At 65.2% G+C, this 14,484-nt stretch carries 14 protein-coding genes (1 of these 14 only partly in view); 6 read left to right on the top strand and 8 right to left on the bottom strand.

The window, feature by feature from the left end:
• Window positions 1-120: the final stretch of a lipopolysaccharide biosynthesis protein gene (locus OO12_RS16840; RefSeq protein ID WP_034159890.1), read on the top strand. Its footprint begins 1,371 nt before the window's first position; only the last 120 of its 1,491 coding nucleotides appear in the window; its start codon lies off the left edge, out of view; the stop codon is at window positions 118-120.
• A gap of 12 nt (window positions 121-132) precedes the next feature.
• Here OO12_RS16840 and OO12_RS16845 read toward each other — a convergent pair whose 3' ends face one another.
• Window positions 133-561: a CBS domain-containing protein gene (locus tag OO12_RS16845; protein WP_034159891.1), complete on the bottom strand. Its 429-nt coding sequence runs from the start codon at window positions 559-561 to the stop codon at window positions 133-135.
• Between the two features lie 83 nt (window positions 562-644).
• Here OO12_RS16845 and OO12_RS16850 point away from each other — a divergent pair, with 83 nt between their 5' ends.
• The gene (locus OO12_RS16850) at window positions 645-926 is read left to right on the top strand and encodes a hypothetical protein (RefSeq protein ID WP_034159892.1); all 282 of its coding nucleotides are present in this window, start codon (window positions 645-647) and stop codon (window positions 924-926) included.
• Window positions 927-929: 3 nt separating this feature from the next.
• Here OO12_RS16850 and OO12_RS16855 read toward each other — a convergent pair whose 3' ends face one another.
• The 7 genes from OO12_RS16855 to hisS form a co-directional block, all read right to left on the bottom strand.
• Complete coding sequence (locus OO12_RS16855; protein ID WP_235364838.1) at window positions 930-2,531, bottom strand: DUF4139 domain-containing protein; 1,602 nt, start codon at window positions 2,529-2,531, stop codon at window positions 930-932.
• Between the two features lie 2 nt (window positions 2,532-2,533).
• Complete coding sequence (locus tag OO12_RS16860) at window positions 2,534-4,132, bottom strand: DUF4139 domain-containing protein (RefSeq protein WP_235364839.1); 1,599 nt, start codon at window positions 4,130-4,132, stop codon at window positions 2,534-2,536.
• A gap of 4 nt (window positions 4,133-4,136) precedes the next feature.
• On the bottom strand, window positions 4,137-5,537 hold the full coding sequence (locus OO12_RS16865; protein WP_443024573.1) for a DUF4139 domain-containing protein: 1,401 nt from the start codon (window positions 5,535-5,537) through the stop codon (window positions 4,137-4,139).
• 151 nt (window positions 5,538-5,688) lie between these two features.
• Entirely contained in the window at window positions 5,689-6,762 is a 1,074-nt protein-coding gene (locus tag OO12_RS16870; protein WP_235364840.1) for a DUF4167 domain-containing protein, read from the bottom strand.
• A 257-nt stretch (window positions 6,763-7,019) separates the two neighbouring features.
• Window positions 7,020-7,823: a peptide chain release factor N(5)-glutamine methyltransferase gene (gene prmC / locus OO12_RS16875; protein WP_034159893.1), complete on the bottom strand. Its 804-nt coding sequence runs from the start codon at window positions 7,821-7,823 to the stop codon at window positions 7,020-7,022.
• Between the two features lie 37 nt (window positions 7,824-7,860).
• Window positions 7,861-8,937 (bottom strand): peptide chain release factor 1, encoded by a 1,077-nt coding sequence (gene prfA, locus OO12_RS16880; protein ID WP_034159894.1) that lies wholly within the window; start codon window positions 8,935-8,937, stop codon window positions 7,861-7,863.
• Complete coding sequence (gene hisS / locus OO12_RS16885) at window positions 8,934-10,268, bottom strand: histidine--tRNA ligase (protein ID WP_082006601.1); 1,335 nt, start codon at window positions 10,266-10,268, stop codon at window positions 8,934-8,936. The genes prfA and hisS overlap by 4 nt, the downstream gene beginning before the upstream one ends.
• Before the next feature lie 49 nt (window positions 10,269-10,317).
• Here hisS and OO12_RS16890 point away from each other — a divergent pair, with 49 nt between their 5' ends.
• The 4 genes from OO12_RS16890 (at window position 10,318) to OO12_RS16905 (ending at window position 14,413) form a co-directional block, all read left to right on the top strand.
• The gene (locus OO12_RS16890) at window positions 10,318-10,965 is read left to right on the top strand and encodes a DUF1345 domain-containing protein (protein WP_034159895.1); all 648 of its coding nucleotides are present in this window, start codon (window positions 10,318-10,320) and stop codon (window positions 10,963-10,965) included.
• Between the two features lie 124 nt (window positions 10,966-11,089).
• Entirely contained in the window at window positions 11,090-12,997 is a 1,908-nt protein-coding gene (locus OO12_RS16895; RefSeq protein ID WP_034159896.1) for a M61 family metallopeptidase, read from the top strand.
• A 205-nt stretch (window positions 12,998-13,202) separates the two neighbouring features.
• Window positions 13,203-13,751, top strand: a complete 549-nt coding sequence (ppa, locus tag OO12_RS16900) for an inorganic diphosphatase (RefSeq protein WP_034159897.1) — start codon at window positions 13,203-13,205, stop codon at window positions 13,749-13,751.
• Complete coding sequence (locus OO12_RS16905) at window positions 13,748-14,413, top strand: hypothetical protein (RefSeq protein ID WP_034159898.1); 666 nt, start codon at window positions 13,748-13,750, stop codon at window positions 14,411-14,413. The genes ppa and OO12_RS16905 overlap by 4 nt, the downstream gene beginning before the upstream one ends.
• Window positions 14,414-14,484 lie beyond the last annotated feature (71 nt).

A 14,484-nucleotide genomic window follows, 5' to 3' on the forward strand; every position in this document is an offset into this window, starting at 1 on the left:
ATTCTCGTGGCGACCGGGGCGCTGGTCTATGGCGCCTGGCTGATGCTCTTCGCGCGCGGCGTCATCCGCGAACTGATCGCCGTGGTGCGCAAGCAGCCACTCGAATCGGCCGCGGCCTGAATTCGGTCACACCTAGGCGGATTGAATATAGCTGCGCATCGCTTCGGCATCGGCTTCGATCCGGTCGATGCGATACTTGACCAGATCACCGATCGACACCACGCCGACCACCCGGCCGCCCTCGATCACCGGCAAATGGCGAATCCGCCGCCGCGTCATCAGCGATAGAGCGCCAATCACCGCGTCGGAGAGTCCGACGGTGATCGCGGGGGACGTCATCACATCACCGACCTTGGCGTCGAGCGCCGCGGCGCCATGCGCCTCGAGCCCGTGAATCACGTCGCGTTCGGAAAAGATGCCGACGACATTGGTGCCGTCCATCACCGGCACCGCGCCGATTCGCCGCTGCGCCAGCAAGGCAACCGCTTCACGCACGCTTTGATGCGCCGTCACCGATACGACTTCACGGCCTTTGCCGCCCAGGATCGCCGCGATCGTCATGGTTCGTCTCCTCTTTGCCAGCCCGTATTTCCCGAGTCTTCGAGGCTGTTGAGGATTCCACCTTTGCAAGGCAAAGCGCAAGCATGACCAAGCCCACCGGCCTCGATGATCCCGATTATGCCGCTTTCGCCTGGCGGCGGTTCCGCCGCATCCTCGGCGGGATGGGGCTTGCCACGGCGATGGTCATCGCGGTCGCGATCGTCGGGCTCGACCATATCTATGGTCCGTTGTCGTGGATCGCGATCCTGGCGACGATCGGCGGAGTCGGCGGATCGGTCATGCTCGCCGCCGCGCTGATGGGGCTGGCGTTCCTCAGCTCGGGCACCGGCCATGACGAAGCAGTCCAGGATATCGACCGGGATTGAGGCCTACTCCCCGGCTTCCAGCTTCAACGTGAAGTCGAGCGCCGCCTCGCCATTGGCGGGAACGGTGACACGCCAGGCCTTTTGCCCCTTGCGCTCGATCATCTTCGCGCTCGTGCTCGCCAGCTTGTAGGGGATGACCAGTTCGAAGGTTTCCGGCGTCGATCGCGCATTGGTCACGCTGATTCGATAGGGTTTGCGCCGCTCGGACGGACGCCGGGCGACGATCTTGTACCGCACGTCGCTGCTCTCGCCCGTGCCGAACTCGACCTCCTCGCCGATCGCGCGGTCGGCCAGGTCACTCTCCCCGACCAGCAGCGATTCGCCGCGTGCCTGTTCGAACACCGCGACGCCCCCCGCCGGAAGCGGCAAGCCCAGCCCCTTGGCTTCGAGATTTTCGGTCCGCAGGATCCGCGTGGCGGCTTGGCTTTCGGGGCCATCCCGGTCCGCATCATAATCGAACGCCTCGAACCTGCCGGTATAGATACGGTCGAACCGTATCTTCTTACGGTCGATCATCGCCACTTGCTTGCGGCTCATCGCCGCAACCGTGACGGGTTCGGGAATACGGTAAAGTTTGAGGTCGCCCAGTTCTTCCTGCTTGGCCTGCATCACGGTGACTGAGACCGGACTATTCTGTATCATTGCGCTGCGCCGTCGCGCCGTGACGATGACATCCCCGGCACTCGATCCGAGCTCCACCATCATCGCGGGTGGCGGCGGCGGGGCAGCGATCCCCCAGCGCGGATGCGTGCTGGTGATATCCATCGGCCAGCATTGCAGATGCAGCGCCGGCTCGAGCCCCTTGGGCAACGCCGCATTCTCTTCCTTGTTCGGCGCGCCCGCCACCGCATTGGTGTTCGCCTCGGCAAAGCCCTGGCTGCCGCCATTCACCACGGTCAGCCAGGCGAACAGGTCAAGCGTGTCGCCGTCATCGGCGACTCGCGCGATATAATGCGCCGACCAGTCGAAACCCTGCGCCAGATAGGAGAGTTGCACCGTCGCCGTCGCGGCGCCGGTCGTTTCGGTGGCGATCGACAGGGTCGGCTTGGCGGCGAGATCCTCCGGCACGCCGGCATAGGACAGCCCCTCGGGCAAGCCCGAACAGCCCAGCGCCTCGACTCCTTCCGCCGTGGTCAGGACAACCCCGCCGCCCGGCCCGGACTGGATCACCGCCTCGCCGGTGGTCGTCTTGCCGGTGGCGCGGTTGGTGCGATGGATCGTGACGCGGCGCTTGAGATAGGCATCGACCAATGTCGCCGGCCCGAGCAGCCGCGCATCGCGATTCTTCTCGTCCACCCGGCGCGGCAGGCCCGTGACGATCGCGGTCTCGGGCATCATGCCCTCGGACACGCCGGCGAAACGGATCGTCGAGCGACCGGCGGGCAGCGCGATGGTGCGGGTTTCGGTGATCAGCGCATAACCGCCTGGCCAATTGCCATCCGCCGCGCCGTCCCGCCGGCCCGGATCGCGATACAGCGTGACGGAGATCGCATCGATCTTCTCCGACTGGACGATGGTCTGCGCCGCAACCGGCGACGCGGCGATCAGGAGAACCGGCGCCATCGCCAGCGCGGCGGGCACGAGCAGCGAGGCGATCCCCCGCACCGTCAACCGCGCGGGTCGAAGGTCAGGTCGAGCGACGCCGTCCCATTGGCCGGCACATTCACCCGCCAGACCTTGCGTCCCTTGCGCTCCACCAACGGGCCGCTCGACGAACCGATCCGGGTCGGCAAGGCGAGCTCGAACGTCTCGGGCGTCGATCGCGCATTGGTGACTCGCACCGCGAAGGGCGCCCGCTCTTTCGTCATCGGCCCGAGCATAGCGGTATAATGAATGTCGTTGCTCTCCCCGACATCGAATTCGACCTCATCGCCGATCGCGCGATCGGCCAGGCTGCTTTCGCCCACCAGCAGCGATGCATCATGGACCGATTCGAACACCGCCACCTTGCCCGCCGGCAAGGGCAGGCCAAGGCCTTTGGTATCGCGATTCTCGGTGCGCAGCACCAGCGCGGCCGGCCTGGGCGGCATTCGGCCCGACGAGACGTAATTCCAATCGCCAGTATAGATACGGTCGAAACGCACGCCCTTGCGATCGATCATCGCCACTTGCTTGCGGCTCAATGCCGCGACGGTGACGGGTTCGGGAATGCGGTACAGCTTGAGATCGCCCAGTTCCTCCTGCCGCGCCATCATCACCGGCGCGGGACTTGGCATTGACACCATCATCATCGGCGGCGCCATCATCATCCGCTCCTGGCGCGATTCCGTGACGACCAGCCCGTCGGCCATCTCCAGCATTTCCGGCGGTGGCGCCCGATCGATATCCCATTTGGGATGCGTGCTGGTGATGTCCATCGGCCAGCATTTCAACTGCAGCTCGGGCGACGGCCCCTTGGGCAGCCGCGCGGCCGCCTCGCGGTGCAAGCCGCCTGCGACTGCCTGAGTGTTCGCATCGGCAAAGCCCTGGCTGCCACCGTTGGCGACGGTCAGCCAGGCGAACAGGTCGAGCGTCTTTCCGTCATCGCCGATCCGCGCGACATAATTGGCCGACCAGTCGAACCCCTGCGCCAGATAGGAGAGCTGCACCGTCGCCGTCGTCGCCACGCGATTGTCGGTCGTGACCGACAGGGTCGGCTTGGCGGCCAGGTCGCCGGGCACACCGGGATAGGACAGCGCTTCGGGCAACCCCGAACAGGACAGCGCCTCGGCGCCGGCGGCGGTGGTGATCACCACGCCACCGCCCGGCCCCGACTGAATCACCGCGTCCTCGGTCGTCGTCTTGCCGGTCGCGCGGCTGGTGCGGCGGATCGTCACGCGGCGCTTCAGATAGGCATCGACCAGCCCGGCCGGCGACAACAATCGCGCATCGCGATTCTTCTCATTCACGCCCCGGGGCATTCCGCTGACGATCGCGCTTTCCGGCAGCATCCCTTCCGCCACACCGGCGAAGCGGATGACCAGGCGCCCGGCGGGCAAGCGGATCGTCCGCGTCTCGGTGATCAGCGCATAGCCGCCCGGCCATCCCGGACCGATCGCCCGATCGCCCCGACCGGGCTCGCGGTACAGCGTCACGGAGATCGCATCGATCTTCTCCGAATCGACGACCATCCGAGCAGCAGAGGGCGTCCGCGCAGCGGGGGGCGTCTGCGCCACCACCGGCGTCGCAGTCAGAAGAAACGCGGAGAAGACGACGATGCGGCGCATCGGATCAATAGCGCGTGTCGAACACCACGGTCACCGACGCCTTGCCGTTACCCGGAACCGGCACTTTCCATTCCATCCGGTCGGCCGAGACGCGCTCGCCGGTGATGCTCTGGTCGATGACGCGGACATCGCCCCACAGGCCGTTCTGCGCAAGATCGATCGTCACCGCATCGGGCCGGGCATTGGAGAAGTCATAACGCATCGCGGTACGCCAGCGCGTCGACGACAGCCGCTTGCGCTCGACCGTCACCGCGGCTCCCTTCACGTCAAAGGCTTCGCCAGTGCGGATCGACATTTGCGACCCCATCGGCGCCGCCGCGACACGGCTCTCGCCGATGAACTGCGGGTCGCCGCGCTTGTCGCGCATATAAACGCGAATCGTGCCCGCCGGCAGCTGATCGCCAAGCCCGCCGGTGCGCGAAGTCGAGAATTTGAGCACCGTCGCGGCGCTGCGCGGTTCGGCCTGGGTTTCGAGCCAGCCATTGGTCCATTCATAGGTCTTGCGCGCCGCGACGCCCTTCACGTCGAGAAAGCTGACCTGCTTCTGCTGCGCATTGGCGATCGTCGTGCGCTCGCCCAATGGATAGAGATAATAGTCGCCAAGCTTTTCGCGCGGCCCGGTCTCGGTCCCCGCCACCTCCAGCGTCGCATCGCCGAGCTGCGAGAAACCGCCCTGGCCGCGATTGGGGTTGCCCGCGACCAGCAGCACATCGGCATTGCGATAGGTCGTGCCGGTGCTGTTGGTCAGGGTGACCCAGCCCTGCACGTCGATCGCGCCCTTCGCTTCGTCGAACAGCATGACATAGTCGCTGGTCCAGCCAAGCCCGGGCGTCAGATAGGTCAGCGTCGCCGGCACCCGGCCCGCCTTGGCCACTTGCAACGTCACCGACAAAGTCGGGCGGGCGCGCAGATTCTCCGGCACCTTGTCGAAGATCACCCGCACCGGCAGCCCGTCGTCGCGCAGCACTTCGATCCGGCTGCCGATCTGCAGCACGATGCCGCCATTCGCCGCAAGCACCCGCGCCTGTTCGCGCGTCTCGGCGCCGGTCGCCGGATTGGTCCGTACGATCGTGACGACAGATCCGACCGCCTTTTCCATCAGCTTGTCGGGCGAGAGCAGGTCGAAATCGAAATTCTGCTCGACGATGCCGATACCCGGTCCGCCAAGCGTCACTGTCTCGGAGCGGATCTGCGCCGAGACATCGGGGAAATCCTGCCGCGTGCGGCCGGCGTCGAGATCGAGCTGCCGGACATCCTGCACCAGCGACTGGCCGTTCTGATAAATAGTGACCGAGACATCGCCCTGCGCATTGCCGGCCAGCGGATTGGCGGATTGCGGGGCGGCGGTCTGCGCCTGCGCCGGAACCTGGGCGATCAGGGGTATCGCCAACGCCGCCGTGCCGATCCAGTACCGCATTTTCACTCTCCCCGGTCGCATAGTGCCATCATGCTAGACGGCAATGATGACAGGTCAACGCCAAGTGTTGGACTGGAAAAGGAAAAGGCCGGCCCGGCGAGTGCCGGGCCGGCCTTTGCCGGTAGTCTGGGTCAGCCGATCATTCGGCGGCGGGTGACTCATCGGTCGCCGCCGCGCGGGTGCGGCGCGCCCGGGGTTTCTTCTCGGCCACCGGCTCGGCGTCGGGCACGATCGCCGAAATGCCAAGCGACGGGGGCAAGCGATCCGCTTCGAACATCGGCGGCGCTTCCTGGACGACGGCTGGAGCGGCATCGCGACGCGGACGACCGCGACGGCGTGGCTCTTCCTGAACCGGCGCCGCTTCGGGCTGCGGCGCGGCGTCCTGACGTGGCGCCTCTTCCTGCTGCTGGCGCGGGGCGCGCTCCGGACGCGGGGCGCGCGGTTCACGGCGCGCCGGTGCGGCGTCCTGCTCGTCCTGCGCATAGGGCGCGCGGTTCACGCGCTCATTGCCGTTGCGGTCGCCGCGATCATTGTTCGCGTTGCGGTCATTACGGTCGTTGCGCTCATAGCGATCGTTGCGGTCGCCGGACTGACGCTGCGGCCGATCGCCATATTGACGGTCGCCACCCTGGCGATCGCCATTGGAACGGTCGTTGTTGGTGCGGTCGTTGTTGGGACGGTCGTCGCCACGATCATCGCGGACATAGCGGTCGGCGCGGTCATTATCGCCACCGTTTCCGCCATTATTGCCGTTGCCGCGCGCGGGACGGCGATCCTCGTCATACTGGCCGTTGCCGTTCTGACCGCCATTGCCCTGATAATTCTGGTTCTGGCCACCCTGGTTGCGATCCGGGCGCTGCTGCTGTTCGACGCGGGCGATCGGCTCGCCATCCTCGTCATATTCCTGCTCGTCCTCCTCGAAGGCCGCGCCGCCATTCTGGCGGCGATTGTCCTCGAAGCGCGACCGCGTCTCGGCGAGCACACGGAAATAATGGTCCGCGAACTGCAGATAATATTCGGTGTTGACGCGGTCGCCCTGCATCTGTGCGTCGCGCGCCAGCGTCTTGTATTTCTCGAGCAACTGGCTCGCATTGCCGCGCGCCCGGTTGTCGATACGGTTGCCGTTATCCGGCCGACCCGAGTTACCTTGCGGGCGCTGCTGCTGCCCGCCACGACCGCGACGGCGGCCGGCCTGACGATTATTATTAATCAACTGCTCTTGTCCTGTCCTTCGAAACCAACCCGGTCGTGCTCCGCAACAATGTGGATGCAATGCCCCTCGGCCCGTGCTCGCCGACCTTCGGCGAGACAAGCCTGCCACGACCGCCGGACTGCAGCGGTGCGATGACGAAGGAGGCGGGCAACAGCCCGTTTTCAACCAGTTATGGTGAAAGCGCGTGCCCCTGCCCGTTCAATAGCGGCTGGCGCGCCAATCTCCAAGCAGAAATATGTGACTTCCGGTTGACAGCTTCAAGTCGCGATCAGCGCGCGGGGGTGGCCGGCAAGGTCCCGGCGCAGCGTGACGGCGAAACCCTGCCCCTCGAGCAGCGCGGTAACCGGCCCGGCCTGGGTCGCGCCGATCTCGAGGATCGCAGCGCCGCCAGGGGCCAGCAACGCGGGCAGTTGCGGGGCAATGATGCGGTAATCGTCCAGCCCGTCCGCGCCGGCGAACAGCGCGCTGCCCGGCTCATGGTCGCGCACTTCGGCGGGCAGCGTTTCGCCGGTGCCGATATAAGGCGGGTTGGCGAGGATCAGGTCGAACGCGCCGGACACGCCTTCGGCCCAGTTGCCGGCGCGGAATAGTGCACGATCCGCAACGCCCAGCGCTTGCGCATTCGCCCGGGCATAACCCAGTGCCTGGTCAGACGCATCGATGCCCAGCCCCTGCGCCTCAGGCCATTGGTCAAGCGCCGCGAGCAGCAAGGTTCCAGGGCCGGTGCCAAGGTCGAGGATGCGCAGCGGCGCAAGATCGTCGCGAAAATACGCGACCGCCGCCTCGATCAGCGTCTCGCTATCGGCCCGCGGCACCAGCGCGCCGGGCCCCACCAGCAGGTCGATCGTCCAGAATGCACGCGCGCCGGTGATATAGGCGATCGGCTCATGCCTGAGGCGGCGCGCGACCAGTGCGGCGAAGCTTGCCGGGACGGGATCGTCGAGATGGCCGAGCAGCAACCGCTCGCGCGTGATGCCAAGGGCATGAGCCATCAGCAATTCGGCATCGAGCCGCGCGGTTTCGGAGAAAGCCAGCGCAACGGTCGCTTCGGCAAGCGCCATCCTCACCCCCCTCCCGTTTGCGGGAAGGGAGGCGGACTCAGGCCGCATCCAGCGTCGCCAGCCGTTCGGCCTCGTCCTCGGCGATCAGCGCGCTGACCAGCTCATCCATCTCGCCTTCGAGAATCTCGGGCAAGCGATGCAGGGTCAGGTTGATGCGGTGATCGGTCACGCGCCCCTGCGGGAAATTATAGGTGCGGATGCGTTCCGATCGATCGCCCGACCCGACCATCGACTTGCGCGCGCCGGCGCGCTCATTGTGCAACCGCTCGCGTTCCGCCTCATAAAGCCGGGTGCGCAGCACCTTCAACGCCTTGGCCTTGTTCTTGTGCTGCGACTTCTCGTCCTGCTGGATCACCACCAGCCCGGTCGGGATGTGCACGATGCGCACCGCGGAATCGGTCGTGTTGACCGATTGCCCACCCGGCCCCGACGAGCGGTAGACGTCGATGCGCAAATCCTTGTCGTCGATCTTGACGTCGACCTCTTCCGCCTCGGGCAGCACCGCGACCGTCGCGGCGGAGGTGTGGATACGCCCCTGCGCTTCGGTCGCGGGCACGCGCTGCACGCGGTGCACGCCGCTCTCGAACTTCAGCCGCGCGAACACGCCCTTGCCCTCGACCGACGCGATCGCTTCGCGAAAGCCGCCGGATTCGGAACTGGACGCGGAGATCAGTTCGACCCGCCAGCCCTGGCGCTCGGCATAGCGCTGATACATGCGGAACAGGTCGCCGGCGAACAAGGCTGCCTCGTCGCCACCGGTCCCGGCGCGGATTTCGAGCATCGCCGCGCGCTCATCGGCGGCGTCGCGCGGCAGCAGCGACAAGGCCAGCGCGCGCTCGGCGGCAGGCAGCGTCTCGCGGATCGCCTCGATTTCCTCGCGCGCCATCTGCTTGATCTCGGGATCGCTGTCATTCTCCATGCCGGCGAGCACGTCGAGTTCGGCGCGCAGCCGCCGCACTTCGCCCGCCGCCCGCGCGACGGGTTCGAGCTCGGCATATTCCTTCGACACCGCGACGAAGCGATCGGACGGCAACTCGCCGGTCGCCATCTGCGCCTGCAATTCATCGCGCCGCGCCTCGATCTGCGCGATCCGTGCTGCGGAGATGCCGGTCATTCCTGGAATGGGCCTTTGACCACTGCGCCGTCATGATCCCAGGTCGTCATTTCCGTCGCATCGGGAAAATCGTCACCCATCAGCTGCGACCACATGATCCGCGGCAGCCTTGCCAGCGGCACGGTCTTTTGTTCGCCGGTTTTCAGGCGTTTTACGTTGACCTCGCCTTTTGCCAGCTCATCATCTCCGAAGATGATGGCATAGTCCGCACCTTGAGCGTCGGCCTTTGCGAGGCGGCGTTTCATGTTGCCGCGAAAAGCCATGTCGACCTTCATCCGTTCGCGGCGCAAATCCGCCACCACGCCGACGGCGCGCGCTTCCGCTGCGGCACCGATCGGGATGACCGTGGCAAACACCGTCTCGGCCGCAGGTTCCTCCAGCAGCATCGCCAACCGCTCGATCCCTGCCGCCCAGCCGATCCCCGGCGTCTCCGGCCCACCCAGCGACCCGATCAAGCCGTCATAGCGCCCACCGGCCAGCACCGTTCCCTGCGCACCGAGCCGGTCGGTGACGAATTCGAACGCGGTGTGGCGATAATAATCCAGCCCCCGCACCAGCCGCGAATTGCGCGTCCAGGCGACACCCGCTGCGTCCAGCCCCTTGGCCACGCTCTCGAAGAACGCACCCGCTTCGCTGGTCAGATAGGCATCGATATCGGGCGCGGCGTCGGCGATCGGGCGGTCCTTCGGATCCTTGCTGTCGAGGATGCGTAACGGATTGCGGTTTAGCCGGTCCTTGCTGTCCTGCGACAGATCGCCTTCGTGCTGCTCAAAATGGGTAACCAGCGCCCCGCGCCACGCGTCGCGCGTCTCCGCGTCGCCCAGCGTGTTGAGCTGCAGCGTCACGCCATCGGCGATGCCCAGTTCGTGCAGCAACTGATCGGCCAGGACCAGCAGCTCGATATCCGCCGCCGCTTCGGGCGCGCCGATGATCTCGGCGTCGATCTGATGGAACTGACGGTAACGCCCCTTTTGCGGGCGTTCGTAACGAAACACCGGCCCATGCGCGACGAGCTTCAGCGGCGCATATTGCTGCCAGCCCTCGGTCAGATAGGCGCGCGCGATGCCGGCGGTGAATTCGGGCCGCAATGTGAGCGAATCCCCGCCGCGATCCTCGAAGCTGTACATTTCCTTCGACACGACATCGGTCGTTTCGCCAAGCGAACGCGCGAACACCGCGGTCGATTCGAAGATCGGCACCTCGACGCGCTGGAAGCAATAAAGCCGCCGCACCCGCTCGAACGTGTCGACGACATGCGCGAAGCGGCGCTGCTCGTCACCAAAGATGTCCTGCGTGCCGCGAATGCGTTTGGGGGTTTCGATACGTGCCATTTGCGGCTGCTCTCTATGCGAGGGGAAGGACAAGCGCTAGACCTTCGACATGGCGCTGAAAAACCTGGATCTCGGCAACAAGATCGCGCCGCCGCGCTTTCTGACATTCGTGCTGGTCTTCGCGGTGGGACTGATCGTGCTGATCCCAATCCCCGCTTTGGGCGAGGGACTCGGCACGATGGCGGCGTTCGACATCGCCACCGCCCTTTTCCTTGCGCTGGTCGCGCCTTTGCTCCGCAGCGAAGCGAAGGACATGCGCCGCCATGCCAAGGCCAACGACGCCAACCGCGCGCTGCTGCTCGGCATTACCGGCACGGTGACGACGGTGATCCTCGTCGCGGTGGCGAGCGAGATCATGGGCGGCAAGAGCAGCCACCTCGGCATCGCGCTGATCGTCGTCACGCTGGTCCTCGCCTGGCTCTTCTCCAATACCATCTACGCGCTGCATTATGCGCATCTCTTTTATCTCGATAACGGCAAGGGCAAGGACAATGGCGGGGTCGATATCCCCAATTGTACCGAGCCCGATTATTGGGATTTCGTCTATTTCAGCTTCACGCTCGGCATGACGTTCCAGACCTCGGACGTCCAGATCACCGCGCCCCGCATCCGTCGCGTGGTGATCGGGCATTGCCTCGCCGCCTTCATATTCAACATCGGCGTGCTCGCCTTCACCATCAACGTGCTGGGCAGCTGAGACATCTCGTGCCGTTCGCACGACCGGCGCAAACGGCGCTTGGGCGGCTGAAGGACTGGACGCCCGTTGTGGTGCGGGCTTAAGCCACGCATATCCTCCCCTTTGCCGAAAGGCTCGCTTCCCGATGATCCGTCCGCTTCTCACCGCCACCTTGCTCGCCTCCGCCGCGACGCCCGCGCTCGCCGAGAATTCGAAGCCGCAGCCGGTGCCCTATATCGACACCATCCCGGCGGCGCGCGACATCGCCTATCCCGGCACGATCACGCTTAATGTCGATGCGACCGACACGCGGCGCGGCATCTTCACCGTGAAGGAAGTGATCCCGGTCAGCCAGGCCGGGCCGATGGTGCTGCTCTATCCGAAATGGCTGCCCGGCGCGCACAGCCCGCGCGGCGAGATCGAAAAGCTCGCCGGCCTGACCATCACCGCCAATGGCAAGCCGGTGCCGTGGAAGCGCGACCCGGTCGACGTCTTCGCGTTCCATATCGATGTGCCAAAGGGCGCGAAGACGCTCGACATCGACCTGAAATTCCTCTCGGCGACCAAGAGCGACCAGGGCCGCATCGTCATGACGCCGCGGATGCTCAGCCTGCAGTTCAACTCGATGAGCCTCTATCCGGCGGGCTATTTCACTCGCCAGATCCCGGTCAGGGCGACGGTGCGCTATCCCGATGGTTGGACCGCCGCGTCCGCCTTGCCGGCCAAGGCGGTCGGATCGACCTACACCTATGAAAAGACCAATTACGAAGTGCTGGTCGACTCCCCCGCGCTGGCCGGACGCTATTACCGGAAATGGGCGCTCAGCCCGCGAGTCAATCTGAACGTCGTCGCCGACACGCCCGACGAACTGGCCGCCACGCCCGAACAGATCGATGCGCATAAAAAGCTGGTCGAGCAGGCGGTGAAGAATTTCGGCGCGCAGCATTACGACACGTATGAATTCCTGCTCTCGATTACCGACGAGCTGGGCGGAATCGGGCTCGAACATCACCGCAGTTCCGAAAACGGGGTGAAGCCGGGCTATTTCACCAAATGGAAGGACGGCCCGGGGTCGCGCAACCTGTTGCCGCACGAATTCACTCATAGCTGGGACGGCAAGTTCCGGCGCGGCGCGGATCTGTGGACGCCCGATTTCCGCACCCCGATGCGCGGCAGCCTGTTGTGGGTCTATGAGGGGCAGACGCAATTCTGGGGCTATGTGCTCCAGGCGCGCTCGGGCATCGTATCGAAACAGGATACGCTCGACATGTATGCCTCGATCCTCGCCACGCTCGACAATCGTCCGGCACGCGAATGGCGGCCGCTCATCGACACCACCAACGATCCGGCGATGTCGCAGCGCAAGCCCAAGGGCTGGACCAGCTATCAGCGCTCGGAGGATTATTACAATGAAGGCCTGCTGGTCTGGATGGAGGTCGATTCGATCCTGCGCAAGCAATCCGGCGGCACCAAATCGATCGATGATTTCGCGCATGCCTTTTTCGGCATCAACGACGGCGACTGGGGTCAGGTGACCTACACTTTCGACGATGTCGTCGCGACGCTGAACGCGATCCAGCCTTATGACTGGAACGGCTTCCTCAGCACGCGGATCAACGAAACCGGCGCGCCCGCGCCGCTCGGCGGGTTCGTCGCCAATGGCTATAAGCTCGTCTATAGCGAGGAGCCGACGCTGGCGTTCAAGAACAGCGAAACGACCGGCAAGAAGGTCGACCTGACCTATTCGCTCGGCCTGGTGCTCGACAAGGATGGAGAGATCACCGCGGTCGGCTGGGGCAGCCCGGCCTATCAGACCGAGCTCGACATCGGCACCAAGGTCATCGCGGTGAACGACCTCGCCTATAGCGACAGCGTCATCAAGGCGGCGATCGTCACGGCGAAGACGGCAAAGGACCCGATCCGCCTGCTGGTCAAAAATGGTGAGCGGATCAGCACCATCGCCATCGACTATCATGGCGGCCCGCGCTATCCGCGCCTGGAAAAAATCGGCTCCGGAGAGGGTGGGCTCGATCGGCTTTTATCGCCCCGCTGACGCGGGGATGCGCGGTGCCGGCCCGCTCCCCCTCCCGGCCACCCATTCAGGATAGTCTGTGGGTGGCCGGGAGGGGGAGTGTTGGTCTAGCAGCAGGTGTAGGATGCCGCCCGGCATCCTACAGATTATGCCGGGGGCATAATCGACCCGCTGCTAGACCAACACTGGCCGGCGCCGCACTCTGAACGAAGTGAAGGATCTTAAAATGCGTATCGACATGATTCCGGTCGGCGACGATCCGCCGAACAGCCTCAACGTCATCATTGAGGTGCCGGTCGGCGGCGAACCCGTGAAATATGAATTCGACAAGAAATCGGGCGCGCTGTTCGTCGACCGCATTCTGCACACGCCGATGCGCTATCCGGCCAATTACGGCTTCGTGCCGCATACCCTGTCGCCCGATGGCGACCCGCTCGACGCGCTGGTCATCGCGCGCTCGCCCTTCATTCCGGGCAGCGTCGTGCGCGTCCGGCCGATCGGCGTGCTCAAGCTGGAAGACGAAGCCGGCGGCGATGAAAAGCTGATCACCGTGCCGGTCGACACCACTTTCCCCTATTACACCGATGTCGGTGAACGCGGCGACCTGCCCTCGATCGTGCTCGCGCAGATCGAGCATTTCTTCACTCACTACAAGGATCTCGAACCGCAGAAATGGGTCCGGATCGGCAGCTGGGGCGATGCCGAGGAAGCCAAGCGAATCGTGGTCGAGGCGATCGAAGCCGCCAGGGTCGCCAAGGCGGCGGAACCGGCTTGAACACGCGGACAGCCTGGCGGTGGTGCGCGGCGGCCGGTGTGGTCGCGTTCTTCTGCTCCTGGCTGTTCGGTCAAATCCCCGGCCTGGTCGCATGCGGCCCGGCCGGGGATCTGGGCGCGATCATCGCGTTCGAATTCGTGCGCACCCCGGCCGAAGTGGCACTGCTGTTCGGCAGCGATCCATGCCGCTCGGCGCTGATCGCGGCGCAAAAGACCGGCCTGCTGCTCGACGCATTCGGCTTCATCCCGGCCTATACCGCATTCCTGATTCTCGGTGCGCTGGCGGCGGGCGGGCGCGGCAGCAGACGCATGCTCATCATCGCGATGCTGGTCATCGCCGGCCTCAGCGACGAGATCGAAGGCGTCCTGATGTACGCGATCCTGCGCGATCTGCCCGGCACCCAGTCGCTGGTCGATCTGTTGTGGTGGGCGGTGCATATCAAATTCGCGCTGCTGGCGCTCGGCACGGCGGGCATCGGCGTGGCACTGATCGCCGGCCGCAAATGGCTCGCTACTGTCTTCGGCCTGATCCTGCTCGGCGGCGGACTCTACGCGCTTTACGGCCTGACCCTCTTCCCCGCCGGCGGCATGATGATCGGCTTCACCCTCGCCTGGGTCGCACTGCTCGTCGCCGCGCTTCAGCGCAGCTGGATCAAACTCTAGCCCGAATTTAGCGCCAGATGACTTTCGGTCATTCTTCTCCGTCATACCCGCGAAAGCGGGTATCCCGCTGC

The organism is Sphingomonas sp. ERG5 (assembly GCF_000803065.1).
Lineage (GTDB): Bacteria > Pseudomonadota > Alphaproteobacteria > Sphingomonadales > Sphingomonadaceae > Sphingomonas.

Coding starts and splice junctions, on each gene's coding strand:
- OO12_RS16845 (WP_034159891.1), bottom strand. CDS start 561: ATGACGATCGCGGCGATCCTGGGCGGCAAAGGCCGTGAAGTCGTATCG.
- OO12_RS16850 (WP_034159892.1), top strand. CDS start 645: ATGACCAAGCCCACCGGCCTCGATGATCCCGATTATGCCGCTTTCGCC.
- OO12_RS16860 (WP_235364839.1), bottom strand. CDS start 4,132: ATGCGCCGCATCGTCGTCTTCTCCGCGTTTCTTCTGACTGCGACGCCG.
- prmC (WP_034159893.1), bottom strand. CDS start 7,823: ATGGCGCTTGCCGAAGCGACCGTTGCGCTGGCTTTCTCCGAAACCGCG.
- prfA (WP_034159894.1), bottom strand. CDS start 8,937: ATGACCGGCATCTCCGCAGCACGGATCGCGCAGATCGAGGCGCGGCGC.
- hisS (WP_082006601.1), bottom strand. CDS start 10,268: ATGGCACGTATCGAAACCCCCAAACGCATTCGCGGCACGCAGGACATC.
- OO12_RS16890 (WP_034159895.1), top strand. CDS start 10,318: ATGGCGCTGAAAAACCTGGATCTCGGCAACAAGATCGCGCCGCCGCGC.
- OO12_RS16895 (WP_034159896.1), top strand. CDS start 11,090: ATGATCCGTCCGCTTCTCACCGCCACCTTGCTCGCCTCCGCCGCGACG.
- ppa (WP_034159897.1), top strand. CDS start 13,203: ATGCGTATCGACATGATTCCGGTCGGCGACGATCCGCCGAACAGCCTC.